Source organism: Kitasatospora sp. Ki12, assembly GCF_054601375.1.
On record NZ_BAAIHT010000002.1, the window covers coordinates 2,893,603 to 2,919,910 of the forward strand.

24 protein-coding genes are annotated in these 26,308 nt (G+C 73.8%); 14 read left to right on the forward strand and 10 right to left on the reverse strand.

Features of this window, described 5'->3' with window-relative positions; genetic code table 11:
* Window positions 1–8: 8 nt before the first annotated feature.
* The 9 genes from ACYP53_RS30470 (at window position 9) to ACYP53_RS30510 (ending at window position 7,896) form a co-directional block, all read left to right on the forward strand.
* Entirely contained in the window at window positions 9–191 is a 183-nt protein-coding gene (locus tag ACYP53_RS30470) for a hypothetical protein (protein WP_030060859.1), read from the forward strand.
* Complete coding sequence (locus tag ACYP53_RS30475) at window positions 172–873, forward strand: phosphoadenylyl-sulfate reductase (RefSeq protein ID WP_189914830.1); 702 nt, start codon at window positions 172–174, stop codon at window positions 871–873. Before ACYP53_RS30470 ends, ACYP53_RS30475 begins: the two co-directional genes overlap by 20 nt.
* A 113-nt stretch (window positions 874–986) precedes the next feature.
* Window positions 987–1,568: an adenylyl-sulfate kinase gene (gene cysC / locus ACYP53_RS30480; RefSeq protein WP_459649854.1), complete on the forward strand. Its 582-nt coding sequence runs from the start codon at window positions 987–989 to the stop codon at window positions 1,566–1,568.
* Window positions 1,565–2,521 (forward strand): sulfate adenylyltransferase subunit CysD, encoded by a 957-nt coding sequence (cysD, locus tag ACYP53_RS30485; protein WP_189914838.1) that lies wholly within the window; start codon window positions 1,565–1,567, stop codon window positions 2,519–2,521. Before cysC ends, cysD begins: the two co-directional genes overlap by 4 nt.
* Window positions 2,521–3,864 carry a sulfate adenylyltransferase subunit 1 gene (locus tag ACYP53_RS30490; RefSeq protein ID WP_189914847.1) on the forward strand — a complete coding sequence of 448 codons (1,344 nt, stop codon included), beginning with the start codon at window positions 2,521–2,523 and terminating at the stop codon, window positions 3,862–3,864. Before cysD ends, ACYP53_RS30490 begins: the two co-directional genes overlap by 1 nt.
* A gap of 243 nt (window positions 3,865–4,107) precedes the next feature.
* The gene (locus tag ACYP53_RS30495) at window positions 4,108–5,283 is read left to right on the forward strand and encodes an aliphatic sulfonate ABC transporter substrate-binding protein (RefSeq protein WP_459649736.1); all 1,176 of its coding nucleotides are present in this window, start codon (window positions 4,108–4,110) and stop codon (window positions 5,281–5,283) included.
* Between the two features lie 166 nt (window positions 5,284–5,449).
* On the forward strand, window positions 5,450–6,253 hold the full coding sequence (locus tag ACYP53_RS30500; protein ID WP_189914851.1) for an ABC transporter ATP-binding protein: 804 nt from the start codon (window positions 5,450–5,452) through the stop codon (window positions 6,251–6,253).
* Window positions 6,240–7,157 carry an ABC transporter permease gene (locus ACYP53_RS30505; protein ID WP_459649737.1) on the forward strand — a complete coding sequence of 306 codons (918 nt, stop codon included), beginning with the start codon at window positions 6,240–6,242 and terminating at the stop codon, window positions 7,155–7,157. The genes ACYP53_RS30500 and ACYP53_RS30505 overlap by 14 nt, the downstream gene beginning before the upstream one ends.
* A gap of 10 nt (window positions 7,158–7,167) precedes the next feature.
* Window positions 7,168–7,896, forward strand: coding sequence for a sirohydrochlorin chelatase (locus ACYP53_RS30510; RefSeq protein WP_189914855.1), 729 nt, complete (start codon window positions 7,168–7,170; stop codon window positions 7,894–7,896).
* Window positions 7,897–7,908: 12 nt separating this feature from the next.
* On the opposite strand, the gene ACYP53_RS30515 is transcribed toward ACYP53_RS30510, so the two are convergent.
* The 4 genes from ACYP53_RS30515 to ACYP53_RS30530 form a co-directional block, all read right to left on the reverse strand.
* Complete coding sequence (locus ACYP53_RS30515) at window positions 7,909–8,292, reverse strand: hypothetical protein (protein ID WP_459649738.1); 384 nt, start codon at window positions 8,290–8,292, stop codon at window positions 7,909–7,911.
* Window positions 8,293–8,437: 145 nt separating this feature from the next.
* Entirely contained in the window at window positions 8,438–9,181 is a 744-nt protein-coding gene (locus ACYP53_RS30520; protein ID WP_459649739.1) for an RICIN domain-containing protein, read from the reverse strand.
* Window positions 9,182–9,231: 50 nt separating this feature from the next.
* On the reverse strand, window positions 9,232–10,002 hold the full coding sequence (locus tag ACYP53_RS30525) for a ricin-type beta-trefoil lectin domain protein (RefSeq protein ID WP_459649740.1): 771 nt from the start codon (window positions 10,000–10,002) through the stop codon (window positions 9,232–9,234).
* 295 nt (window positions 10,003–10,297) lie between these two features.
* On the reverse strand, window positions 10,298–11,338 hold the full coding sequence (locus ACYP53_RS30530) for a hypothetical protein (protein WP_459649741.1): 1,041 nt from the start codon (window positions 11,336–11,338) through the stop codon (window positions 10,298–10,300).
* A gap of 113 nt (window positions 11,339–11,451) precedes the next feature.
* Here ACYP53_RS30530 and ACYP53_RS30535 point away from each other — a divergent pair, with 113 nt between their 5' ends.
* A complete protein-coding gene (locus ACYP53_RS30535) occupies window positions 11,452–12,318 on the forward strand; it encodes a helix-turn-helix transcriptional regulator (protein WP_189914863.1) in 867 nt (288 codons plus the stop codon).
* Between the two features lie 177 nt (window positions 12,319–12,495).
* Here ACYP53_RS30535 and ACYP53_RS30540 read toward each other — a convergent pair whose 3' ends face one another.
* The 3 genes from ACYP53_RS30540 to ACYP53_RS30550 all read right to left on the reverse strand — a co-directional run bounded on the left by ACYP53_RS30540 (window position 12,496) and on the right by ACYP53_RS30550 (window position 17,122).
* Window positions 12,496–14,214, reverse strand: coding sequence for a DEAD/DEAH box helicase (locus ACYP53_RS30540; protein WP_459649742.1), 1,719 nt, complete (start codon window positions 14,212–14,214; stop codon window positions 12,496–12,498).
* A 158-nt stretch (window positions 14,215–14,372) separates the two neighbouring features.
* Window positions 14,373–14,579: a cold-shock protein gene (locus tag ACYP53_RS30545; protein ID WP_030060364.1), complete on the reverse strand. Its 207-nt coding sequence runs from the start codon at window positions 14,577–14,579 to the stop codon at window positions 14,373–14,375.
* A gap of 341 nt (window positions 14,580–14,920) precedes the next feature.
* Entirely contained in the window at window positions 14,921–17,122 is a 2,202-nt protein-coding gene (locus ACYP53_RS30550) for an MMPL family transporter (RefSeq protein ID WP_459649743.1), read from the reverse strand.
* A 569-nt stretch (window positions 17,123–17,691) separates the two neighbouring features.
* Between ACYP53_RS30550 and ACYP53_RS30555 the strand changes: the two genes are divergently transcribed.
* From ACYP53_RS30555 to ACYP53_RS30570, 4 genes are all read left to right on the forward strand, one after another.
* Complete coding sequence (locus tag ACYP53_RS30555; RefSeq protein ID WP_459649855.1) at window positions 17,692–19,947, forward strand: MMPL family transporter; 2,256 nt, start codon at window positions 17,692–17,694, stop codon at window positions 19,945–19,947.
* 118 nt (window positions 19,948–20,065) lie between these two features.
* A complete protein-coding gene (locus ACYP53_RS30560) occupies window positions 20,066–20,959 on the forward strand; it encodes a phosphotransferase enzyme family protein (RefSeq protein WP_459649744.1) in 894 nt (297 codons plus the stop codon).
* A gap of 195 nt (window positions 20,960–21,154) precedes the next feature.
* Window positions 21,155–22,165, forward strand: a complete 1,011-nt coding sequence (locus ACYP53_RS30565) for a polysaccharide deacetylase family protein (protein WP_189914870.1) — start codon at window positions 21,155–21,157, stop codon at window positions 22,163–22,165.
* A gap of 61 nt (window positions 22,166–22,226) precedes the next feature.
* Window positions 22,227–23,186, forward strand: a complete 960-nt coding sequence (locus ACYP53_RS30570; RefSeq protein WP_459649745.1) for a hypothetical protein — start codon at window positions 22,227–22,229, stop codon at window positions 23,184–23,186.
* A gap of 51 nt (window positions 23,187–23,237) precedes the next feature.
* Here the strand turns inward: ACYP53_RS30570 and ACYP53_RS30575 are convergent, their stop codons facing one another.
* From ACYP53_RS30575 to ACYP53_RS30585, 3 genes are all read right to left on the reverse strand, one after another.
* Window positions 23,238–23,939, reverse strand: coding sequence for an exonuclease domain-containing protein (locus tag ACYP53_RS30575; RefSeq protein ID WP_189914874.1), 702 nt, complete (start codon window positions 23,937–23,939; stop codon window positions 23,238–23,240).
* Between the two features lie 138 nt (window positions 23,940–24,077).
* Window positions 24,078–24,560 carry a GNAT family N-acetyltransferase gene (locus ACYP53_RS30580; protein WP_459649746.1) on the reverse strand — a complete coding sequence of 161 codons (483 nt, stop codon included), beginning with the start codon at window positions 24,558–24,560 and terminating at the stop codon, window positions 24,078–24,080.
* Window positions 24,561–24,660: 100 nt separating this feature from the next.
* A complete protein-coding gene (locus ACYP53_RS30585; RefSeq protein WP_373313689.1) occupies window positions 24,661–25,935 on the reverse strand; it encodes an SAV2148 family HEPN domain-containing protein in 1,275 nt (424 codons plus the stop codon).
* Between the last annotated feature and the right edge of the window lie 373 nt (window positions 25,936–26,308).

A 26,308-nucleotide genomic window follows, 5' to 3' on the forward strand; every position in this document is an offset into this window, starting at 1 on the left:
GTGGGCGCATGAGCGAGCGAGCCGCCCCTTTCTTCTGCCCCTACTGCGGGGACGAGGACCTGCGCCCCTCCGAGGCCGGGCACGGCGCCTGGGAGTGCCACGGCTGCCGCCGCGCCTTCCAGCTGAAGTTCCTCGGCCTGCTGTCACCTACCAACCACGGGGGGACGTCCCATGAGCAGCACCGCGACTGACCACGAGGCGGCCGCCGTCCGGGCCGGTCGCGAGCTGGAGGAGGCGACCCCGCAGGAGATCCTGGCCTGGGCCGCCGAGACCTTCGGCAAGCGGTTCTGCGTCACCTCCTCCATGGAGGACGCGGTCGTCGCCCACCTCGCCTCCTCGGTGTTCCCCGGTGTGGACGTGGTGTTCCTGGACACCGGCTACCACTTCCCGGAGACCATCGGCACCCGTGACGCGGTGGCCGCGACCATGCCGGTCAACGTCATCACGCTCACCCCGCTGAAGACGGTGGCCGAGCAGGACGCCGAGCACGGGCCGGCCCTGCACGACCGCGACCCGGACCTGTGCTGCTCGCTGCGCAAGGTCGAGCCGCTCAACCGCGGTCTCGGCGGGTACGACGCCTGGGCCACCGGCCTGCGCCGCGACGAGTCGCCGACCCGGGCGAACACCCCGGTGGTCTCCTGGGACCCCAAGCGCCGCAAGGTCAAGATCGCGCCGATCGCCCGGTGGACGCAGGAGGACGTGGACGCCTACGTCGCCGCCAACGGCGTGCTGCTCAACCCGCTGCTGTGGGAGGGCTACACGTCGATCGGCTGCTCGCCGCTGTCCTGCACCCGCAAGCCCGCCGAGGGCGAGGACGCCCGGGCCGGCCGCTGGTCGGGCTCCGGCAAGACCGAGTGCGGCATCCACCTCTGACCACCCTGATCGGCCACCCGCCCGACCACCCCGCCCGTCCACCCGCTCGACCGCCTCGCCCGACCACCCCGCCCGACCACCCCGTAAGGACTGACACCGTGACAGCTCACACCCTGGCCGCCGACGGAGCCGCAGAGGCGGCCCCCACGGCCGGCCCCTGCGAGCGCGGCGCCACTGTGTGGCTGACCGGGCTGCCGAGCGCCGGCAAGACCACGCTGGCCTTCGCGCTGGCCGAGCGGCTGCGCGCCGAGGGCCACAAGGTCGAGGTCCTGGACGGCGACGAGATCCGCGAGTTCCTCTCCAAGGGCCTCGGCTTCTCCCGCGAGGACCGGCACACCAACGTCACCCGGATCGGCTTCGTCGCCGAGAAGCTCGCCGCCAACGGCGTCAAGGTGCTCGCCCCGGTGATCGCCCCGTTCGCCGACTCCCGCGCCGCCGTGCGCGAACGGCACGCCGCGGCCGGCACCGACTTCCTGGAGATCCACGTCGCCACCCCGGTGGAGCTGTGCGCCGAACGCGACGTCAAGGGCCTGTACGCCAAGCAGGCGGCCGGCGAGATCTCCGGCCTGACCGGCGTGGACGACCCGTACGAGGCGCCCGTGGACCCCGAGCTGCGGCTGCAGACCCAGGGCCGCGCGGTGGCCGAGAGCGCCGCCGAGCTGCACGCCTTCCTGACCGAGAGGGGCCTCGCATGACCACCGCGACCGACAGCCCGGTCCGTACCGACGACCCCGGCCAGAATTCAGGGGGGCCTTTCGCGCTGTCCCACCTGGACGCGCTGGAGGCCGAGTCGGTGCACATCTTCCGCGAGGTCGCGGGGGAGTTCGAGCGCCCGGTGATCCTCTTCTCCGGCGGCAAGGACTCCATCGTCATGCTGCACCTGGCGCTCAAGGCCTTCGCGCCCGCGCCGGTGCCCTTCTCCCTCCTGCACGTCGACACCGGGCACAACTTCCCCGAGGTCATCGCCTACCGCGACCGCGTCGCGGCCGAGCACAACCTGCGCCTGCACGTCGCCCACGTCCAGGACTTCATCGACGACGGCCGGCTGCGCGAGCGCCCGGACGGCACCCGCAACCCGCTGCAGACCGTGCCGCTGCTGGACGCCATCGAGTCCAACCGCTTCGACGCGGTCTTCGGCGGCGGCCGCCGCGACGAGGAGAAGGCCCGCGCCAAGGAGCGCGTCTTCTCCCTGCGCGACGAGTTCGGCGCCTGGGACCCGCGCCGCCAGCGCCCCGAACTGTGGTCGCTGTACAACGGCCGGCACGCCGTCGGCGAGCACGTGCGGGTCTTCCCGCTGTCCAACTGGACCGAGCTGGACGTCTGGCAGTACATCGAGCGCGAGGGCATCGAGCTCCCGGAGATCTACTACGCCCACGAGCGCGACGTCTTCGCCCGCAGCGGCATGTGGCTGACCGCCGGCGAGTGGGGCGGCCCCAAGGACAACGAGCCGGTCGAGCGGCGGCTGATCCGCTACCGCACCGTCGGCGACATGTCCTGCACCGGCGCCGTCGACTCCGACGCCACCACCATCCAGGCCGTGATCGCGGAGATCGCCGCCAGCCGCCTCACCGAGCGCGGCGCCACCCGCGCCGACGACAAACTGTCCGAGGCCGCGATGGAAGACCGCAAGCGCGAGGGGTACTTCTAATGAGCACGACCATCGAGACCACCGCCACCTCGCTGCTGCGCTTCGCCACCGCCGGCTCCGTCGACGACGGCAAGTCCACCCTCGTCGGCCGGCTGCTGCACGACTCCAAGTCGGTGCTGGCCGACCAGCTGGAGGCCGTCGAGCACGCCTCCCGCAACCGCGGCCAGGAGACGCCCGACCTGGCGCTGCTCACCGACGGCCTGCGCGCCGAACGCGAGCAGGGCATCACCATCGACGTCGCCTACCGCTACTTCGCCACCCCCCGGCGCCGGTTCATCCTCGCCGACACCCCCGGGCACGTGCAGTACACCCGCAACATGGTGACCGGCGCCTCCACCGCGGAGCTCGCCGTCGTCCTGGTCGACGCCCGCAACGGCGTCGTCGAGCAGACCCGCCGGCACGCCGCCGTCGCCGCGCTGCTGCGGGTGCCGCACGTGGTGCTGGCCGTCAACAAGATGGACCTGGTCGACTACGCGGAGCCCGTCTTCGCCGCCATCGCCGCGGAGTTCACCGCCTACGCCGCCTCGCTCGGCGTCAAGGACGTGCTGGCGGTCCCGATCTCCGCCCTCGCCGGCGACAACGTCGTCGAGCCCTCCGCGCACATGGACTGGTACGGCGGCCCGACCCTGCTGGAGCACCTGGAGACGGTGCCGGTCGGCAGCGACCCCAGCGCCGAACCGGCCCGCTTCCCGGTCCAGTACGTGATCCGCCCGCAGACCGAGGAGCACCCCGACTACCGCGGCTACGCCGGCCAGCTGGCCTCCGGCGTGCTGCGCGTCGGCGACCCCGTCACCGTGCTGCCCTCCGGCCTCACCACCACCGTCGCCGGCATCGACGCCCTCGGCCGGTCGACCGACATCGCCTGGGCCCCGCAGTCCGTCACCGTCCGGCTCACCGACGACCTCGACATCTCCCGCGGCGACCTGCTCGCCGCCGGCCCGGCCCCCGCGCCGACCAAGGACATCGAGGCCACCGTCAGCCACCTCAACGAGCGGCCGCTGCGCGCCGGGGACAAGGTGCTGCTCAAGCACACCACCCGGACCGTGCGCGCCCTCGTCAAGGAGATCTCCTACCGGATCGCTCTGCCGACCAAGCCTGGCGACACGCTCGAACAGCGGTCCGGCGCCGAGGGGCTGAACGTCAACGACATCGGCCACGTGGTGCTGCGCACCGCCGAGCCGCTGGCCCTCGACACCTACTCCGCCAACCGTCGCACCGGCTCCTTCCTGCTGATCGACCCGGCCGACGGCACCACCCTCACCGCCGGCATGGCGGGCGAGGCCTTCGAGACCGTACGCACCACCGACGCACCCGACGCACCCCAAGAGGAGGACTGGGTCTGATGCCCAGCGAGGCGTTCTCGGGCATGGACAAGGAAGGCGGCCGCATCGGCAGCGGCGTCCTCGGCAGCGGCCAGGGCGGCCTGACCCGATGTGCGGGCCGACAGGGCTGAGAACGCCCTGTCACCGGGCTGTCTTCCCCCACAGCCGCCCGGCTTGCCCCGGCACTCCGCTGCCGCGCGCACCACCTTCCGCCCGTCCACCCGGGACCGCCTCCTGACGGTCCGTCCGCGAACAGGACTCACCATGGCACCGAACCAGGCACCTTCCCACGGCATTTCCTCCCATGGGCGCACCCGCCCCAACGCCGGCCGGATCAGACGCACGGCGGCGGCCGCGGCGGCCGGCCTCACCGCGGTGGCCCTGCTGTCGGCCTGCAGCTACGGCTCCAAGGCCGACAAGTCCTCCGACACCAAGGCCAACGCGGCGGCCACCGCCGGGGATTCCGGCGCGAAGCTGTCCGCCGACACCGTGAAGATCGGCTACTTCGCCAACCTGACCCACGGCACCCCGCTGGTCGGCCTCCAGGAGGGCTTCTTCCAGAAGGAGCTGGGCGCCACCCAGGTCAAGACCCAGGTCTTCAACGCCGGCCCCGCCGAGATCGAGGCGCTCAACGCCGGCTCGATCGACATCGGCTGGATCGGCCCCTCCCCGGCGATCAACGGCTACACCAAGTCCGAGGGCAAGTCGCTGAAGATCATCGGCGGTTCGGCCTCCGGCGGGGTCAAGCTGGTGGTCAACCCGGACAAGGTCTCCTCCCTGGACGACCTCAAGGGCAAGAAGATCGCCACCCCCCAGCTGGGCAACACCCAGGACGTGGCGCTGCTCAACTACCTCGCGGGCAAGGGCTACAAGGTCGACGCGGCCTCCGGCGCGGGCGACGTCTCGGTGGTGCGCACCGACAACAAGGTCACCCCCGACGCCTACAAGTCCGGCTCCATCGACGGCGCCTGGGTCCCCGAGCCCACCGCCTCCAAGCTGGTCACGCTCGGCGCGAAGGTCCTGCTCAACGAGAAGGACGTCTGGCCGGACAAGAAGTTCGTGATCACCAACATCATCGTCTCGCAGAAGTTCCTCAAGGAACACCCGGACGTGGTGGAGGCCGTGCTGCGCGGCTCGGTGAAGACCAACGCCTTCATCAAGGCCAACTCCGACAAGGCCAAGGCCGACGCCAACGAGGCGATCAAGAAGGAAGCCGGGAACGCGCTGGAGCCGGCCGTCCTCGACCCGGCCTGGGCCGACATCGACTTCCTGGACGACCCGCTGGCGAACACCCTGCAGACCGAGGCCGACCACGCCGTCACCGCCGGGCTCCTCAAGAAGCCCAGCCTCAACGGCATCTACGACCTCACCCTGCTGAACAAGGTCCTCGCCGCCCAGGGCCAGGCCGCCGTGGCGGACGCCGGGCTCGGCTCCAAGTAACGCCCGAGGCACCGCCGTTCGTCCCCGACTCCGCGGTCCGGCCCCCGCCCGCCCCCGGTCGATCCCCGATCGATGCCCACCGGGACGGGCGGGGCCCGGGCCACGGCCCCGACCCGCAGCCCCGTAGCCCCGCAGCCCCGCAGACCACTCACCAGGAGGTGCCCGGATGACCACGGCACTGACCACCTCGGCGGACGCCCCCGGCGCCGACGCCCACGGCGGCGCGCCCGCCGTCCGGATCTCGCACGTGCACAAGTCCTTCGGCCGCCCCGGAGCGCAGACCCACGTCCTGGACGACATCACCCTCGACGTCGCGCCCGGCGAGTTCGTCACCCTGCTCGGCGCCTCGGGCTGCGGCAAGTCCACCCTGCTCAACCTGGTCGCCGGCCTCGACAAGCCGAGCGCCGGCGCCATCGAGGTCACCGGCGGCCGCCCCGCCCTGATGTTCCAGGAGCACGCGCTGTTCCCCTGGCTCACCGCCGGGAAGAACATCGAACTCGCCCTCAAGCTGGCCGGCCTGCCCCGCCCCGAGCGCCGCCCCGAAGCCGAGCGGCTGCTCGAACTCGTCCGCCTGCAGGGCGCGTACGGCAAGCGGGTGCACGAGCTGTCCGGCGGCATGCGCCAGCGCGTGGCGATGGCCCGGGCGCTCGCCCAGGGCAGCAAGGTGCTGCTGATGGACGAGCCGTTCGCCGCGCTCGACGCCATCACCCGCGACGTGCTGCACGACGAGATCACCCGGATCTGGGCCGAACGGCAGCTCTCCGTCCTCTTCGTCACCCACAACGTCCGCGAGGCCGTACGGCTCGCCCAGCGGGTCGTGCTGCTCTCCTCCCGCCCCGGCCGGGTCGCCCGCGAGTGGCGGATCGACCTGCCGCAGCCGCGCCGCATCGAGTCCTCCGGCGTCGCCGACCTGTCCATCGAGATCACCGAAGAACTGCGTGGGGAGATCCGTCGCCATGGCCAGCACTGACACCACCCCCGTCCTGGAGAAGACCGACCGGGCCGGGAAGGCCCCGAGCGACACCGCCGACGTCGGCGCGGGCCTGGACGCCCTCGACACCGTCACCGCCCACCGCGGCTCGATCGGCCAGGCCCTGCGGACCAAGGCGCTGCCGCCGCTGATCGGCGTGCTCGTCGTGCTCGCGCTCTGGCAGGGGGCGTACAGCCTGCACGTCACCTCGTCGTACAAGCTGCCCAGCCCGGCGGACGTGTGGCGCTCCGCGCAGGACCTCTGGTACCAGGGCACGCTGTTCTCGATCATCTGGACCAGCGTCTGGCGCGGCCTGTCCGGCTTCCTGCTCGCCGTGGTCATCGGCACCCCGATCGGGCTGGTGGTCGCCCGGATCAGGCCGGTGCGCACCGCGATAGGCCCGGTCCTGCAGGGCCTGCAGTCGCTGCCCTCGGTCGCCTGGGTGCCCGCCGCGGTCATCTGGCTCGGCATCAACGACCAGATGATGTACGCGGTGATCCTGCTGGGCGCCGTCCCCTCCATCGCCAACGGCCTGGTGGCCGGCATCGACCAGGTGCCGCCGCTGTTCCTGCGGGCCGGACGCACCATCGGCGCCACCGGCCTGACCGGCGCCCGGCACGTGCTGATCCCGGCCGCGCTGCCCGGCTACCTGGCCGGCCTCAAGCAGGGCTGGGCGTTCTCCTGGCGCTCGCTGATGGCCGCCGAACTGGTCGCCTCCTCCCCCGACCTGGGCCGGGGCCTCGGCCGCTTCCTGGAGGACCAGCGCGAGTTCTCCGACATGTCCGGGGTGCTGCTCGGCATCATCCTGATCCTGTTCGTCGGCATCGCCATCGAGCTGCTGGTGTTCACCCCGGTCGAGCGCCGGGTGCTGCGCAACCGCGGCCTGCTGGCCACCGGCAAGTGAGGCACCGCTGATGCCCGCCCTCCTCCTCATCGCCCACGGCAGCCGCGACCCGCGCCACGCCGCGACCGTGGCCGCGCTCGTCGAGGAGGTGCGGGCCCAGCGGCCCGGCGTCGAGGTCGCCACCGCCTATCTGGACCACTGCGCGCCGCGGATCCCGCAGGTGGTCGGCCGGCTGGCGGACGCGGTGGCCGTCCCACTGCTGCTCAACCGGGCGTTCCACGCCAAGCACGACATCCCCGCCGCCCTGCGCGCCGCCGGCTCCCGACTGCCGGTCGCGGACGTGCTCGGTCCGTCCCCACTGCTGCTCGCCGCCCTGGACCGCCGGCTCGCCGCAGCCGGCCTGGACGTCTCCTCCCCTGCCGTCCGTTCCAGCACCGGCGTGGTGCTCGCCGCCGCGGGCTCCTCCGACCCGGCCGCCGGCGCCGCGACCCGCGCGGTGGCCGCCGAGTGGCGGCGCACCCGCGGCTGGGCCGCCGTCGAGGTCGCCCAGGCCTCCGCCGCCGGCCCCCGCGTCCCCGACGCCCTCGCCGCCCTGCGCGCCGCGGGCGCCACCCGCACGGCCGTCGCCCCCTACCTGCTCGCCCCCGGCCTCCTGCCCGACCGCATCGCGGCGGCATCGGACGGCGCCGACGTCCTGGCCGACGTCCTCGGCCCCGCCCCCGAACTGGCCGCCCTCCTCCTGGAGCGCTACGACGAGGCCCGCCACACGGCGTCGGCCGTCCCGGCCCTCACCGCCTGAGCGGGGACGGGGTCACCGAGACCTCTTCTCCGCCTCGTGCATGCGTTCGGCGCGCCCGACGGCATCCCAACTCGGTGCCTGCTCGAAGGTCAAGGCGATCCGGGCCGCACGCTCCTGCTTCCGGTGCTGCTGGTACCGCGCGACCGCTGCGGCGATCACGCTCAACGGCAGCGGTTCGTCCGTGTCCGCGATGGCGGCCTCGATCCACTCCCGCATGATGGCGGTCGGCTTCAACCCCCGCTCCCGAGCCCGACGCCGCACCTCGTCCATCACCGGCTTCGGCAGCCGCAGCGAAGTGGTGATCATCACCGACTCGGCGGGCTCGGAGCCGGCGGTCGTCCCGCACACCCTGTCGTGCTCGGCGGTCGCTTCCGCCCCCGCGTCGTCGTCCGTCACCCGCTGCCCTCCGTTCGTTCCGCAATGAAGCCTGCCACCGGCACACGCACGCGACTGGCTTCCCGTCACTCGGACGAATGACGGCGCCCGGGAGCAGTGACGGCGCGCGCGGCGGGGGCCGCGCGCGCCGTGGGGGCGGTGCCGGTCAGGCCGGCAGGTTCCACTTCTGGTTGGCGGCGCCGTTGCAGTCCCAGATGCCGAGCTGGTTGCCGTTGGTGGTGGAGAAGCCGAGGTCGTCCAGGCAGCGGCCGGACTGCGGGTTGAGCAGCGAGCCGTCGGGGCGGACCTGCCACTGCTGGGCGCCGGTGCCGTTGCAGTCGTACGTCTGGACCACGGTGGCGTTGCCGGTGTGTCCGCCCTGGACGTCCAGGCACTTGCCGAGGGCGCGGATGGTGCCGTCGGTGCCGATCTTCCAGGTCTGGTTGACGTTGCCGAGGCAGTCCCAGATCTGGACGGGGGTCCCGTTGGCGGTGCTGCCACCGCGCACGTCCACGCACTTGTTCGCGTAGCCGCTGATCTGGCCGACCGGGCCCGCCGGGACGGGGGAACCGTTCACGATCCAGCCGCCGGTCGCCATCATCGGGTAGAAGCAGCCCGCGTAAGCGCTGGTGTTACCGGTGACCCAGCCGCTGCTCGAACCCGAGAAGGTGGGGAACCCGTTGCTGTCGAAGCCCTGGCAGGTGACCGCGAGCCGCCAGGTCTGCTGCGGGTCGATGCCCGAGCAGGTGCCGAGGAAGCCGACGCCGCTCCTGCCGACGGTGCAGCTCGCGGCGGTCTGGGCGGACGGCGCGCTCTGAGCGGCGCTCTCGGCGGCACCGGCGGCGGGCGCGGTGAGCGCGGCGGCTCCGGCGAGCAGGGCGGTGGTGAGCAGGGTGGCGGTACGGCGCATGGCGGGGCTCCTTGGGGGTGAGGGGGAATCGGTCGGTACTGCCGGGGGCATCAGGCGGGCAGGTGCCAGACCTGGTTGGCGGCGGTGGCGCCGAAGCAGTCCCAGATCTGCAGGACCGCGCCGTTCGCGCTGGAGACGCCCCGGACGTCCAGGCAGCGGCCGGACTGCGGGTTGACCAGCGAACCGTCCGGACGGGCCCGCCACTGCTGGGCGCCGCTGCCGTTGCACTCCCAGGTCCGCACCAGGGTGCCGTTGCCGGTCCGCCCGCCCTCGACGTCCAGGCAGTTGCCGACGGCCCGGACGGTGCCGTCGGCGCCGACCTTCCAGGTCTGGTTCACGTTGCCCAGGCAGTCCCAGATCTGGGTCTGGGTCCCGTTGGCGGTGCTGCCGCCCCGCACGTCCAGACACTTGCCGGCGATCCCGGTGATCTGGCCGACCGGGCCCGCCGGAACGGCCGGACCGAACTCGATCCGGCCCGCACCGGGCATCAGCGGGTACATGCACCCGGTCCTGGCGGTGCCGCTGCCGGTGACCCAGTCGCTGACCGCACCCGAGTAGATGGGCACGTGCCAGGTCCAGTCGTAGCCCGCGCAATCGACCGCGACGCGCCAGGTCTGCTGCGGGTCGAGGCCCGAGCAGCTGCCGTTGGGGACCAGGTCGACGTCGGTGACGGTGCAGCTCCCGACGCCGCCCGGGCCCGGGACGGTGGTGGACGCCGCGTTCCGGGTGGTGCTCTCGGCGGCTCCGGCGGCGGCGGGCGCGGTGAGCGCGGCGGCACCGGCGAGCAGGGCGGTGGCGAACAGGGCGGCGGTACGACGCACGGGGAGAGTCCTTCCGGGGAGGGTGAACCGACCGGCCCGCATGTGAAGCAATCGTGGTGATAATGCGATCTTCATGTGGGCCGCGCGAAAGCTTCGGGCAGGTCGTGTCCACGGTCAACGGGTGGGGTGAAGATCACGCCACCGGTCCGTCCACGCACGGAGCGTGTACGACACGGCTTCGGAACGCCCCGGGCAGGCCGGACGCGCGGCCGATCCGGCCTGATCGCGTACGGCCCGGCCCCCGGACGAGCGGGAGCCGGGCCGTCAGGCGATCCGGGGCCGAGCGGATGGCGGGTCAGATCCGACGCAGGGTGAAGGCGTCCGACGGGTGCCCCGCGACGGCGTCCGCGAGGCCGGCCGAGAGCTGGTAGACCCGGCCCGCCGGACCGGCGATGAGCGCCGTCGGGGTGGGGTCGGCGGAGGGCCGGACGGCCGTGAGCCGGGCGGTGCGCCAGTGGTCCTCGGAGCGCAGTTCGACCTCGGCGTCGCGGCCGGCCCCCAGGAGGGCGTTGGTGACGCCCGCGACGGAGCCGTCCGGTCGGCCGAGCAGGCCGTCCAGGTGGAGCAGGGACGCGGCGCCGTCGGCCACCTCGACCTGTCGCACGGCGGCCGGGTCCCAGAGCGGGACCTGCCACAGCGTGCCGTCGTCCCACTTGCCGACGACCAGGCGGCCCTCGCGCAGGACGATGCCGTTCAGGCCGTACGCACCCGGGGCGGGGGCCAGCCTCGGGTCGCGCAGCAGGACGGAGGCGGTGCCGTCCGGTGCCACCCGGTAGACGACCGGGGCGAAGGAGTCGGTGACGTAGGCGGTGCCGTCGGGGCCGACCGCGATGTCGTTGGCCAGGTGGTCGCCGCCGTCGGCGGCGACGGCGGCGAGGTCGGTGTAGAAGAGGCGGCGGCCGGTGTCCAGGTCGTAGGCGCCGATCCCGGCGATCTTCCCGAAGGTCGCCGGGCTGCTGTGCTCGCCGACGCCGTTGTCGAGGTCGGTGACCAGGACGCGGCGGTGGACGGGGTCGACCCGCAGGCCGGCGACCTCGGTCAGGGCCGGGTCCCGCACCAGGGTGCGCACGCTCCCGTCGGTGCCGACGGCGGAGACGGTCGCGTGCCGCAGCGAGCCGAGCAGGAAGCGGTGGTGGGAGGCGTCCCAGGCCCCCGCCTCGGGCACCAGGGTGGGCGCGTGGCCGGTGATCACGGCCGGGGCCGGGCGCCCGGCGGGCGAGGCGGCGGCCGCGGCGGCGGACGGGGCCGCGGGCAGTGCGCCGGCGGCGCCGATCAGGGTGGTCAATGCGCCCGCGACCAGGGTGCGGCGGAGAGTACGGTGCTGACGGTTGCTCATCGGAATTCCTCTGCGCGTGCGGTCCGTTGACGTGATCAAGCCTCGCGCGGACGGGCGGGCCGCAGCAGTGCGTGGGAGTACTGGTAGTTCGACTACCAGGGAGGACGGGGGACATGGTGGACGTTGACGACGCCCAGGAGCGCCGGACGGCGCTGTCGAGCTTCCTGCGCAGCCGCCGGGCGCGGCTGACGCCCAAGGAGGTCGGGCTGGCGCCGGGGGTGCGGCGGCGCACTCCGGGGCTGCGGCGGGAGGAGCTGGCGCTGCTCGCGGGGGTGGGGGTGACCTGGTACACGTGGCTGGAGCAGGGGCGGGACATCCACCCGTCCCCGGAGGTGCTGGCGAGCCTCGCCCGGACGCTGCGGCTGGACCGGGCGGAGACGGCGTACCTGTTCCGGCTGGCGGGCAGCCACCCGCGGGACGGCGAGGTGGCGGCGCCGGGGGACGTCCCGGTGCCGCTGCTGCGGCTGATGCGCGCGCAGTGGCCGGCGCCGTCCTTCGTGATGGACGCCAACTGGGACATCCGGGCCTGGAACCCGGGCGCGGACGCGCTGTTCGGCCTGACCGGCCGGGCACCGGACGAGTGCAACCTGGCCTGGGTGGTGTTCGGCAACGCGGTGCACCGGGCCCGGGTCGAGCAGTGGGAGGTGCACGCCCGCCACTTCCTGGCGCAGCTGCGCTCCGCCTACGCCGAGCGCGGCGGGGAGGCGACGGCCGTCGGGCGCCACCTGGCCCGGATGATCCAGCAGGTCCGCGGCGAGTACCCGGAGGCGGACCGCTGGCTGGACGAGCACCAGGTCGCGGAGCGCGGCGGCGCGCGGAAGGTGATCCGCCACGAGGTGGTGGGCGAGCTGCGGATCGACCAGCACGTGCTGCTGGCCACGGAGGGCCTGCAGCTGATCGTGATGGCCCCGCGGGACGCCGAGACGGAGCAGCGGCTGCGCGCCCTGGCGCCGGCCCCGGCGGTGGCGGCGACGGTCTGAGTTGGGGGCCCGCCGCCCCGAAGCCGCCCCGACGCGGGTGCCGGGGCGGCGGACCGGCACCGAGGACGCCCCGGTGGCCGGTCCCGGCCGGTCCGGTGGCCGGTCCCGGACGCCCCGGAGACGCCGAACGGCCCGGCCCCCGTGGTGACGAGGGGGCCGGGCCGTTCGGGCGGAGCGTCAGTCGAACTTGCGGCGCTGGCGCCCGCTCCCGTAGTTGGAGCCGGACTTGGAGCCGCTGCCGGGCTTGGCGCGCCCGGAGGAGCGGCCGATGAAGCCGGCCGCCTGGGGGCGGTCACCCTGGGGGCGGTCGGCCTGGGCGGCGCCGGCCGCGCCCATCCGCTGCTTGGGGCGGGGACGGCGGGGGTTGCCGTTCATGTCGACGTCGGCGGGCAGGCCGGAGCGCTTGCCGGCGCGGCGGCGCGGGGCGCCCTTGGCTCCGGCGCGCCCGGCCGTCTCGTCCGCCGGGGCGGAGGCGGCGGCCTGGACCACCGGCACGGCCAGGGTGACCGGGACGCCGCTGGGGGTGCGGGCGCCGGTGATCCGGGCCAGGTCGGCGTCGCCGGGGCGGATCTTGGTGACGGTCGGGCGGATCCCGGCCACCGTCATCAGCCGGTTGACCTCGCGGCGCTGCTCGGGCAGCACGAGGGTGACGACCGTGCCGGACTCGCCGGCCCGGGCGGTGCGGCCGCCGCGGTGCAGGTAGTCCTTGTGGTCGACCGGCGGGTCCACGTTGACGACGAGGTCGAGGCCCTCGATGTGGATGCCGCGCGCGGCGACGTTGGTGGCGATCAGCGCGGTGATGTGGCCGTCGCGGAACTGGTCGAGGACCCGGTTGCGCTGCGGCTGGGACTTGCCGCCGTGCAGGGCCGCCGCCTTGACGCCGTTGGCGAGCAGCTGCTTGGCGAGCCGGTCCGCGCCGTGCTTGGTGTGCACGAACATGATCACGCGGCCGTCGCGGGAGGCGATGTGCGCGGTGGCGGAGGCCTTGTCGGTCTGGTCGAGCTGGAGGACGTGGTGGTCCATGGTGGTGACCGCGCCGGCCGACGGGTCGACCGAGTGGGTCACCGGGTCGGTCAGGAAGCGCTTGACCAGCCGGTCGACGTTGCGGTCCAGGGTGGCGGAGAACAGCATCCGCTGCCCGCCCTCGGCGACCTGCTCCAGCAGCTTGGTGACCTGCGGCAGGAAGCCCATGTCGGCCATCTGGTCGGCCTCGTCCAGGACCGTGATCGCCACGTCGGAGAGGTTGACGTCACCGCGCCCGATCAGGTCGTCCAGCCGGCCCGGGGTGGCGACCAGGACCTCGGCGCCGCGGCGCACCGCGTTGGCCTGCCGGTTGATCGACATGCCGCCGACGACGGTGGTGATCCGCAGGTTGACGGCGGTGGCGTACGGGGTGAGCGCGTCGGTGACCTGCTGGGCCAGCTCGCGGGTGGGCACCAGGACGAGCGCCAGCGGGTGGCGGGCGACGGCGCGGCTCCCGGCGGTGCGGGCGAGCAGCGGCAGGCCGAAGGCCAGGGTCTTGCCGGAGCCGGTGCGGCCGCGGCCGAGGACGTCGCGGCCGGCGATCGAGTCGGGCAGCGTGGCGCCCTGGATCGGGAACGGCTCGGTGACGCCCTCGCGGGTGAGCGCGGAGAGGATGCCCTTCGGCAGGTCGAGCTCGGCGAAGGTGGCCGCCGGGGGCCGGGGCGGGGTGCCCTGGACGACGGTGAAGTCGGTGGCCTCGGGCACGGCGGCGCGGCTCTGCTTGGGGGCGCCCTGCTTGGGGGCGCCGTTGCGGCCGCGGGGCTTGCGCGGGCGGTCGCCGTCGCCGGTGCGGCGGGCCGGGTCGGTGCCGCGGGCGGTGCGGTCGGTGGTGCGGGGGCCGCGGTCGCGCGGCGTGCGGGCAGGGGTGGTCACAGGATCTCCGTCGGTCGGTCGGCAGCCCGCGGTGCGGGCTGGTCGGCCGTCGGAAGTGAGTGCGCCGCCCCGGCCGTACTGCGGCATGAGCGGGGGCCCGCACCGTGCGGTGCGGGCCCCCGCTTCGCGATTATCGCGAGTCAGCGTGGAGGCTGACGTCAGCCGATGATCTGGATGTTCTCGGCCTGCGGGCCCTTCTGGCCCTGGGTCACGTCGAACTCGACCTTCTGGCCCTCGAACAGCTCACGGAAGCCCTGAGCCTGGATGTTCGAGTAGTGGGCGAAGACGTCAGCGCCGCCACCATCCTGCTCGATGAAGCCGAAGCCCTTTTCGCTGTTGAACCACTTCACGGTGCCGGTAGCCATAACCGTCTCCTCATACTGGGGCATCAGGGACCCACACCTCGTGGATCCCCAAGTAGCCGCGATCCCCATCCGGAGACTGAAACACCGGACAAAACAAATGCGCCTGTTGGTTGGAACCAGCAGGCGCACATACACGTTCATGGGAACCAAAACTGCAACTGAGTCGACTGTAGCACGGTGACACCCCGGGCGACCGGGGATTTTCCGCCGAACAGATCACGTTTGGCGCCCCCGGGAACAGGGCAGGCGGCGCCCCGCCGAAGCGGGGCGCCGCCTGTGGATCCCCGGCCGGTCCGGGATCCCTCCGGTACCGGCCGGGGATCGTTCCGGGACGGCCGCGGTCAGTGCCGGCCGGCCGGCTCCGGGACGCCGTGCGTGCCCGCCAGCGGGGCCGGACCGTCGCCGTGGCCGTGGCCGTGGCCGGGCTCGTCGGCGTGGCCGGGCCACCAGGCGCGGTGGCCGAGCAGCGCGGTGAGCGCCGGGGTGAAGAACATCGCCATCACGAAGGCCGCCAGCACGATGCCGAAGGCCAGCGAGAAGCCGAGCTCCATGAAGAGGACGTTGCCCGCGAGCATGAAGGTCGCGAACGACGCCGCCAGGATGAAGCCGGCCGCCGCGACGGTCGGGCCGCCGTGCTTGACGGCCTCGCTGGCCGCCTCGCGCGGGCTGCGGCCCTCGCGGGCCTCCTCGCGGAGGCGGGAGATGATCAGGATGTTGTAGTCCGTGCCGATCGCCACCACGAACAGGTAGATGAAGATCGGCAGCATGAACATCAGGCCCTGCTCGCCCTTGATGTTCTGGAACACCAGGGTGGTGGCACCGAGGGTGCCGCCGAAGCCGAGGCCGACCGAGGCCATCAGGTACCACGGCGCGACCACGCTGCGCAGCTGCAGGCCCAGGATGAGCATGATGATCAGGGCCGCGATCGGGAAGACCAGGGTGTAGTCGTGCACCATCGCGGTGTTGATGTCCTTGTACACCGAGGTGATGCCGCCGACCAGGGCCTTGCTGTCGGCCGGGGCCGAGGCGTGGGCGGTGTCGCGGACCTTCTCGATGGTGTCGATGGCCTTGTTGGAGGCCGGCGCGTCGTTCAGCATCACCGTGAAGTCACCGGTGGTGCCCTCGGCGTTGATCGCCTTGTTCTCGGTGCTCGGCGTGACGACGGAGGCCACCCCGGGGACGCCCTGGAGCTTGCCGGCGAAGTCCTTGATCGCGGAGTCGCTGAGCTTGGCGCCGTTGGTGCTGGTCAGGTAGACGTGGCTCGGGTCGGCGGCGCCGGCCGAGAAGGCGGTCATCAGCTTGTCCTGGACGACCATCGACTCCTTGCCCTTGGGCATGGAGCTGCCGGCCAGGTCGTAGGTGCCGTTGTAGTTGACGCCGGCCAGGGTCAGCACCAGCAGGATGCCGCCGGAGACCAGGGCGACCAGGCCGGGCTTCTTGCCGGTCATCCGGCCGAACGCGGCGAAGCGGGCGTTCTTCGGCTCCTGCATCCACTTCTTGCCGGGCCAGAAGACGCCCTTGGACGGGATGACGGCGAGCACGGCCGGGGCCAGGGTCAGCGAGACCAGGGCGGTCGCGATGACGGCGATGGCCAGCGCCGGGCCGAGCGCGGTGAACATGCCCAGGCTGGAGAGGATCAGCACGGCGAAGGCGACGGCGACGGCACCGGCGGCGGAGGCGATCGCCTCGCCGACCCGGCCGACGGCGTTGGCCACGGCCGTCTTGCGGTCCTCGCCCAGGCGCAGCCGCTCGCGGTAGCGGAAGGCGAGGAAGAGGAAGTAGTCCGTGCCGACGCCGAGGACCACGATGATCAGGATCGCGGAGGTCATCGGGGAGGACTTGAGGTCGAAGATCTTGATCGCGTCGGCGATCAGGCCGTTGGCCACCGGCATCGCGATGACCAGCGAGAGCAGGACCGGCAGGAGGCCGGCCAGGATGCTGCGGAAGATGATGCCGACGATCAGGATGACCAGCACCAGGCTGAGGCCCATGACGATGGCGTCGGTGGAGCCGGAGGCGTCCTTCTGGTCCAGGGAGCTGGCGGCCTGACCGCCGACCTGGAACTTCAGCCCGGTGCCGTCGGCGAGCTTGGAGCCCTCCTCACGCAGCTTCTTGGCCGCGTCGGGGTACTCCTCGGTCTGCATCTTGGTCTTGTCGATGGCGACCATGGACAGCGCGTACTTGCCGTCCTTGGACTTCGAGGCCTTGGCGTCGACCGGCAGGATCTTCTCGACCGCGGGGATGTGCGCGGCGGTCAGACCGTTGACGACCTTGTCCATCGAGGCCTGGTCTGCGTCGTTCAGCGCCTGGCCGTCGTTGCGCTCGAAGAGCAGCAGCGCGGCGGGGGTGAAGCTGGACGGGAACGCCTGCTCCTGGAGCTGCGCCGCCTGGATCGACTCGTAGTGCTTGGGCAGGAATGCGGACTCGTCCGTCTGGGAGGTGACCTTCGGGGCCGACGCGACGATGGCGAGCATCGCGACGACCCAGGCGAGGATCACCCACCAGGCACGGCGAACGACGAAGTGTCCTAGTCGGTGGAACATGCTCGTGTGCCTCCTGGGCATGGTTCACCGCAGCCCTTGGGGGACGGGACGCTGGGCGACGGCAGGACCGGCCGGGCGTACACGGACGCACGCCCTTGCCGGTCGGCAGGTAAGTAGGTTCGGGCATCATCTTACGAGTACTTGCTTGCCGCCCGGCAAGGAGCCCCCGTATTCCAACCCCCGGTACAGGACCGCCCCGAAACGGCCCCGGCCCAGTTTCCCCCGAACGCACCCCGCTTGACCTCGTGCTCCGGGTGGAGTCATCTCCCCCTCAGGGTGGAGTCGCGTCCCCTACCCCCTAGGTGGAGTTCTCGGGGTCGAGGGGTAGGGAAAACCCCACCCCGCCCCCGAGGGAAGCCCCAGGGACGGGTCACCCGCCAGCCGGATTACCGCCCAACCCCCTTCTCCCTAATGTCTGTTGGGACGCCGGGACCGCAGCCGGCGCGCAGCGGAGGCGGCCTCCGCGACCACCGCCGCCACCGCTCCCGTCCGGCGACGAACGCCGTACTCCCAGGGGGGAAGCACCCGTGAAGCCCGTACAGGCCAGACCCGCGAAACCCGGACTCGGCATGGCCGCCGCGATGGGCGCCTGGAGCGCCCGGAACCGGAAGACCGCCGTCTTCGGCTGGCTGCTCTTCGTCGTGCTGGCCACCGTGCTCGGCGGCGCGCACGGCAGCACCAAGGTGACCGAGGCCGAGTCGATGCCCGGGCAGGTCGCCCGGGCCGCGCGGATCCTCGACGACGCCGGGCTGAAGAGCCCGGCGAGCGAGACCGTCCTGGTCCAGAGCCCCACCCGCAGCGCCGACGACCCCGAGTTCCGCACCGCCGTCGGCCAGGTGACCGCCGCCGTGAACGGCACCGGCAAGGCCGCCGAGGTCCGCTCGCCGTACGAGACCAAGGCGGTCTCCCAGGACGGCCACTCGGCGCTCGTGCTGGTGACGCTCAAGGGCGACCAGGACGAGGCGGTCGAGAACGTCCAGGCCGTGCTGGACGCGGTGGCCGGCGTGCAGAGGCAGAACCCCGGACTGACCGTGGTCGAGCTCGGCGACGCCAGCTCCGGCAAGTGGATCAAGGACCAGTTCAAGAACGACTTCGCCCGCGCCGAGTGGACGGCCGTGCCGCTCGCCCTCGGCATCCTGCTGGTCGCCTTCGGCGCGCTGGTCGCCGCCGTCCTGCCGGTGGTGCTCGCGCTCACCGCCTTCATCGCGGCCGGCGGGCTGGTCGCGCTCACCAGCGGCCTGCTGCACACCAGCGACGACGCCAGCTCGGTGATGCTGCTGGTCGGCCTCGCCGTCGGCGTCGACTACTGCCTCTTCTACCTGCGGCGCGAGCGCGAGGAGCGGGCCGCCGGGCGCGACGCGCGGACCGCGCTGGCCGTCGCCGCCGCCACCAGCGGCCGGGCGGTGCTGGTCTCCGGCGTCACCGTGGTGGTCGCCATGGCCGGCATGTTCCTCACCGGGATCGCCGACTTCCGGGCGATGGCCTTCGCCACCATCCTGGTCGTGATCACCGCCGTACTCGGCTCGCTCACCGTGCTGCCCGCGCTGCTGTCCATGCTCGGCGACCGGGTCGACAAGGGCCGGCTGCCCCTGCTCGGCAAGCTCCGCCGCCCGGACGCCGCCCAGACCGGGGGACGCTTCTGGAACGCGGTGCTGACCCCGGTGCTGCGCCGCCCGCTGGCCGCCACCCTGCTCGCCGGGGCCTTCCTGCTGGCCCTGGCCACGCCGCTGCTCACCATGCACACCGCCAACCTCACCTTCCGGCAGCAGCTGCCCGCGGGCAACGCGCTGGTCGCCGCCTCGCAGAAGATCGAGGCCGCCTTCCCCGGCAGCCCCGCCCCGGCCACCGTCGTCATCAAGGCCGCCGACATCGACTCCCCCGCGATGACCGCCGCGATCGCCGACCTCAAGGCCAAGGCGCTGGCCAGCGGCCGGATGCACGGCCCGGTGGAGGTCGCCGTGCACGCCGACAAGAACATCGCCACCGTCGACATCCCGCTCAACGGCACCGGCAACGACGCCACCAGCAACGACGCGCTGAAGACCCTCCGCGAGGACCTGGTGCCCGCCACCGTCCTCAAGGTGCCCGGCACCGAGGCCCCGGTCACCGGGCGCACCGCCGGGTCGTACGACTTCAACGCCCAGATGACCGGCTCGATGCCGCTGGTGCTCGGCTTCGTGGTGCTCTTCGCCTTCCTGCTGATGCTCACCTCCTTCCGCTCGCTGGCCGTGGCCGGCACCGCCGTGGCGCTCAACCTGCTCTCGGTGGGCGCCGCGTACGGGGTGCTGACGCTGGTCTTCCAGCACGGCGTGGGCGCCTCACTGCTGGGCACCGCCGGGGTCGGCGCGGTGGAGTCCTGGGTGCCGCTGTTCCTCTTCGTGATCCTCTTCGGGCTCTCGATGGACTACCACGTCTTCGTGGTCTCCCGGATCAAGGAGGGCCGCGACCGCGGGCTGCCGACCCGGGCCGCGATCGCCCACGGCATCCGCTCCACGGCCGGGGTCGTCACCAGCGCCGCGGTGATCATGGTGGCGGTGTTCGCGGTCTTCGGCACCCTGTCCATGCAGGCGATGAAGCAGATGGGCGTCGGCCTGGCGGTCGCCGTACTGATCGACGCCACGGTGATCCGCGCGGTGCTGCTGCCCTCGGTGATGACCCTGCTCGGCGAGCGCAACTGGTACCTGCCGCGCTGGCTGGGCTGGCTGCCGGACCTCTCGCACGGCGAGTCCGTGCCGCCGCTCGGCGCCGCGAGCACCCTGCCGGGGCAGCCCGGCACCCCCGCCCCCGCGCCGGAGGGGGCGCGGCACCGCAGGATCGAGGTGTGACCCGACCGCGGTGACGCGAACCACGCCGGGCCCCGCAGCGAGCGGGGCCCGGCGTCCGTGCGGCATGATGATCACCGCCCGGGCCCCCGGGTGGACACCGCCGGAACGGAGCCCAGTCATGACCCCCTTCGACGAGGGCCGCGCCCGGCTGCTGCTCGCCCTGGCCTGCGAGAGCGCCGGACTCCCGGCCCCCGGCGACGCCCGGCTGCTCGCGCTCGGCGAGAACGCCGTCTTCGACCTCGGCGACCCGGCCGTGGTCGCCAAGGTCGGCCGCGCCCCCGAGCTGTCCGACCGGGCGCACCGCGAACTGACCGTCGCCCACTGGCTGGCCGGGCAGGACGTCCCGGTGGTGCGCCCGTACGACGCGGTGGCGCCCGAGCCGCGGCTCGCCGACGGGCACCCGGTCACCTTCTGGCACCGGCTCGCGCCCGCCGTCCGCCCCGCCCGGCCGGTCGACCTCGCCCCGCTGCTGCGCACCCTGCACCGGCTGCCGGTGCCGCCCGTGCCGCTCGGCCGGCGCGACCTGCTGGCCCCGGTCGAGCGCTGGCTGGCCTCCGCCGACGGGCACGTCGACCCCGCGGACGTCGCCTTCCTGCGCGACCGCCGGGACGCCTTCGAGGCCGCCCTGCCCGGCCTCGCCCCGCGGCTGGACCCCGGCGTGATCCACGGCGACGCGCTGCCGCGCAACGTCCACGTCGGCCCGGACGGGCCGGTCCTGCTCGACCTCGAATTCGTCGCGGACGACCTGCGCGAGCACGACCTGGTGGTCCTCGCCCTCGCCCAGGACCGCTACGGCGTGCCCGGCGATGAGTACGAGGCGTTCACCGAGGCGTACGGCTGGGACGTGCGCGAGTGGCCCGGGTTCACCGTGCTGCGCGGGGCCCGGGAGACCGCCAGCGCCTCCTGGGTGGCGCAGCAGGCGGCGAGCAACCTGGCCGCGCTCGCGGAGTTCCGGCGGCGGGTCGACTCCCTGCGGGACGGGGCCACCGAGGTGCGCTGGTACCCGTTCTGACGGCGGGCCCGTACCTGTTCCGGCGCGCGGGCGCCTCCCGGGGCGGGTGTGAGAAGTCTCCCGGGCGGGAGCGTTCCGGCCCGCAACCGGGGCACGTACGGTGGGCGTCCTATCGGACAGTCATCCCGCCCGAGAGACCCCGAGAGCCCCGCCCCGAGAGATCGGCACCGCCCGCGCACCTCAGGAGCCGCCGCCATGCACCGGACCTCCCGCCGCCCCTCCACCCCGCCCACGTCCCGCTCCCGGCGCCGGCTGATCGCGGGCTGCGTCGCGGTGGCCGCCGTCCTGGGACTGACCGCGTGCGGGACCGCCAGCGGCGCCCTCCAGCCGCCGAGCACCGCGGCGCAGCCGAGCGGCGCCACGCAGCCGAGCGGCACCGCGGCCACCACCATCGCCCCGGCCCCCGGCTCCGACGGGATCCCGCCGGCCACCGGCTCCGCGCCCGCCACCACCCCGGCCACGCCGTCCGCCCCGGCCGCCCCCGTGAAGCCGCGCACGCCCTCGCCGACGGGCACCCCCTCGCCGGAGAACGCCCCCTCCGCCCCCGCGTCGCCGACCGCCCCGGCCGCGTCCTCCTCGCCCGCCCCGCCGCCCGCGCACCCCGGAGCCGGCCCGGTGATCGGCTCCACCGCCTCCGGCGGCCGGACCGTCGCGCTCACCTTCGACGACGGCCCCGGCCCCGCGACCGGCCAGATCCTCGACCTGCTCGCGCAGTACCACGCCAAGGCGACCTTCTGCCAGATCGGCCAGAACGCCGCCGCCAACCCGGCCCTGGTCAAGCGCGTCCTGGCCGCCGGGCACCGGCTCTGCGACCACAGCGTCCACCACCCCCAGCCGTTCGCGAAGCTCCCGCACGACAAGGCCGTGTACGAGATCACCGCGGCCCGGGACATGATCGTCCAGGCCGGCGGCCCGGGCACCGAGGTCCACTGGTTCCGCGCCCCCGGCGGCGGCTTCAACGCCGACAACGAGCAGATCACCGCGGGCCTCGGGATGGCCTCGCTCGGCTGGTCCGTCGACCCTCGCGACTGGTCCCGCCCCGGCGTGCCGGCCATCGTCTCCACCGTGCAGAAGCAGCTCAAGCCGGGCGGCGTGATCCTCCTGCACGACGGCGGCGGCGACCGCGGCCAGACCGTGGCCGCGCTCAAGCAGCTGCTGCCCTGGCTGGTCGCCCAGGGGTACGCCTTCGACTTCCCGGCGGCCTGAAGCCCGTCTCCTGAAAGGCCGGCCCTCCCCGACGGCCGGGGCCGACCGTAGGGTGGCCCGCATGACCGGCCCCACCACCACCGGACTCGTCGCCGCCGTACCGGGACTGGCCCCGTACCTGCGGCCCGCCACCCTGCTCCACCCGTACGCCGCGACACCCGACCCGCGGGCGAGCCGGATCGGCGGCCCCGCGCTGTGGCCGGCCGGCGCGCCCTGGCCGCGGTGCACCGCCGAGCACCTGGCCGACGAGTACCGGGACGTCTCCGCCGCCGACCGCGCGATCTGGGAGGCCATCGCCCGGGCGGAGCGCGAACGGGCCCGGAGCAACGGCGGCGTGCACGTCGTCACCCCCGACGAGGCCGCCGAGCAGCGCCGGATCATGGACGGTGCCGACAGCATCGACCTGATCGCGTGGCACACCCACCGGAAGGTCGCCGAGCGGCCCGCCGCCGACACCGCCCTGGTGCCGCTCGCGCACGTCCGCGCCGAGGACGCCCCGCACCTGCCCTGGCCGGAGGACGCCGACCGGCTCCAGGTGCTCTGGTGCCCCAACGACCACCGGGAGCTCCCGAACACCCGCTACTACTACGGCCCGAACGTCGAACTCCACTGGCAGCGCGCCGCCGACCTCGCCCCGGTCACGCCCCCGGCGCCCCGGCGCAGCGATGACGGATACCTGCCCACGCCGTGCGCGCTGCGCCCCGAGCAGATCCTGGACCTGCCCGACCAGGACGAGCTGCCGGAAGAACTCCACGAGGCCGCCGAGGAGTTCGCCCAGCGGTACGGCCTGGAGTACCACCGCGCGCTGTCCTGCGCCGAGGGCTGGAAGCTCGGCGGCTGGCCGTCCTGGCACTCCACCGACCTGGCGCCGGTCGACTGCGGCTGCGGCGCCCGGATGGTCCACCTGCTGACCGTGGACAGCGGCCTCGCCCCGGACGTGTCCGTGGGACGCTTCGGCGAACTGCGCGTCTTCGTCTGCCCGACGGACCTCGCGCACCCGGTGGGCCTGGACCTGCAGTAGCGCCGGCCCGGCCGGGCCGGGGCCCGCCCGCCCGACTAGCGGGCGGGCCGACTAGCGGGCGGGCCAGCGCGGGTCGACCACCGCCTGCGGGTCCTTGCCGCGGCGCAGCCAGGCCTGCAGGCCCTCCGCCCAGTCCCGGTACCAGTCGATCTGCCGCCGGTGCAGCTCGCCCGGCGCCACCTCCCCCACCTCGGCCGGGTAGCGCCCGGCCAGGGCGACGGCGACCCGGACGGCGGCCAGCGCGTCACTGCCCGCCTCGTGCGCGTCCGTCAGCTCCACCCCGTACACCTCGCAGACCCGCTGCAGGGTGCGCGAGCCCTTGCGGTACTTGTCCACGGCCCGGTCGATCACCAGCGCGTCCAGCACCGGCCCGACCGGCCCGCCCAGGCGCTCGGCGAGCGTCGCCAGCCCGTACCGGCGCAGCTCGGCGTCGAGCAGCGACAGGTCGAACGGCGCGTTGAACGCCACCACCGGCCGCCCGGCGGCGATCCGCTCGCACAGCCCGGCGGCTATCTCCTCCACGGCCTCCGCGGCCGGCCGGCCCTTGCCCCGCGCGACCTCGTCCCCGATCCCGTGGATCGCCTCCGCCTCGGCGGGTATCGGCACCCCGGGGTCGAGCAGCCAGTGCGCGGCCCCCACCCGGGCGGCCCCGACCGTGTCCACGAGCGCGGCCGTGACGATGCGGTCCACGGCCGGGTCGGTGCCCGTGGTCTCCAGGTCGAAGCCGACCAGTGGCTGCTGCCACCAGCTCATCAGGTGTGTCCTTCCGTCCTACGGCTCGAAACAGCCCCTATCATCACCCGCCCCACCGACAACCCGGTCCGCAGGCCCACCGCACCCCGGTCGGGAGGCGGTCGCGGAACGGTCGCGGAACGGTCGCGGGCGGTCCGGCTACGGCACGGGCCGGGGCGCCGGGCGGGACAGGTGGACGTCGATCTGGTCCTGCTGGGTGACGGTGAATCCGTGCCGCTCGTACAGCCGTTGGGCGGCGCTGCCGCGCAGGACGACGAGGTGCACCGGCTCCCCGGCGGCGTCGGCCTCGGCGAGGAGGTGGCGCAGCACGTCGGTGCCGAGGCCGCGGCCCTGGAGGTGCGGGGCGAGGTAGAACATCTCCAGGTGGCGCCCGCCGTGCCCGTCGGGGCGGACCGTGACGGAGCCCGCGAAGGCTCCTTCGACCAGCAGCAGGGAGGTCCACCTGGTGGAGAAGGCGTCCGCGACCCGCCGGCGGGAGCGGTCCGGGTGCCAGCGGCCGAGGCGTTCCAGGTCGGCGCGCATGACCTGGTTCTTGAGGTCGGTGACGCGTTCGAGGTCCTCGGGCGCGGCGGGTTCCAGGGTCCAGGCGGGAAGGGCAGGAAGGGCGGGAAGACTGTTCACGGCCCGCAGTCTGGCAGCGCCGTCACCGCCGCGACCAGGCCTTTTCTCAGGATGCGGTCCCCTGGACGGTCCTCAGGACGCAGTTCCCGGGGTGCGGTCCTCAGGACACCGGCCGGGAGTCCGCCCAGACCCCTTCGAACTCCTCGCGGTAGACCTCCAGCAGCCCCGGCTCGGTGCCGCCGGGCTGCTGGCCGGCGCCGCCGCGCAGCACCAGCGCCGGGGACTCCATGCCGCGGGCGCGGCGCAGGTAGGGCTGGATGACGCCGAGGTCGCGGCCCTGCCGGCGGCCGCCCGCCTGGCCGGTGGTGCGGGGGCCCTCGACCAGGTAGGCGGTGAAGCGCGGGGTCTCGTCGAAGACCCTGATCTCGAAGCCGCCCTGGTCGCGCAGCCGGGCCCGGACCCGGCGCACGTGCATGATGTTCATCTCGATCGAGCGGGACAACTCGTTCCGCCCGAGGCCGAGTTCGCGTTCGCGGCGGCGCACCGCGCTGCTCGCCGGGTTGAGGAACAGCAGCCGTACCCGGCAGCCCTCGCCGGCCAGTTTCACCAGGCGCTTGCCGGTGTAGTTCTGGCAGAGCATGCCGAGGCCGATGCCGAGCGCGTCGAGCCGCCGGGCGCCGTCCAGCAGGTCCTCCACGGGCAGGTCGCGCTGCAGCCGGACCCGGTCGGCGTGCACCGCGACCACGTCCGCGTACCGCCCGGCCACCAGGGACTCGACCACGTCGGCGGGCACCCCGCCCGCGCCGCCGTCCAGGACGGCCAGCAGCCGGGCGGCGGCCCGCTCGGTCTGGGCGAGGACGGTCTGGGTGAGCACCCGGTTGCGGGAGACGACGTGCCGGGCCACCTCCAGCTCGTCGAGGGCGAGCTCTATCTCGCGCCGGTCGGCCAGGTACGGCTCGAAGCAGGGCCAGTGCTGGACCATCAGTTCGCGCAGCTGGGGCAGGGTGAGGAAGACCAGCGGGTCGTCGTCGGCCGGGTCGAGCAGGTAGCCCTTGCGGCGGCTGACCTCGCGCACCGCGCCGGCCCGGTGCGCCCATTCCTCGCCGGCCGGCCCGGCGGCGGCGGTGACCCAGTCCTCGCCGTGCGCGGGGGCGTAGATCGGGTGCAGCACCTCGTCCACCAGGGAGCGCAGCCGCTGCTCGACCAGGTTGAGCCAGACGTAGGCGCGGCCGGAGAGCCGTACCCGCTGGTAGGCGTCCTCCCACTCGGCGGCGGACCAGGCCAGCGCGGGTATCTCGACCGGGCCGCTCTGGGCGGGCACCAGCGCGCGGCCGGTCAGGGTGGGGCGCATGACCACCGTGGGCGCCTCGCTGCGGGCCGCGCCCCGGTGGGGGCCGTCGGGACCGGAGCCACGGCCGCCAGCGGGGAACACCATGCGCCACCTCATCTGCGGCTGACCCCCGCGGACGCGGGGACCGTTGACGGGCCGTTGACTAGCACCGGGTCGGCCGGGACGGCCGGACGATCAAGGGTACTGCCCGTCGAGAGCCGACCGCAGCCGGATGGTCGACGGCCGGGCCCCACGCCGAAGCCCGCCCGCGCCCGCACCAGCGGCATCACTCTTCACACGAATGCCCGCCGGACACTCGTTCGGACCAACCCGGGCCGGTTCTCCCGGCCGCCGGGGAAGGGCTCGGGGAGTATGCGGGCTGTGCCGTGCGTCACGGCGCGCGTGCCCGGCCGCCCGGCCGGGCAGAAGAGCGTCCGGGTCCGGGCAGACGGTCGGACCATTAGTCGGACTACCTGTC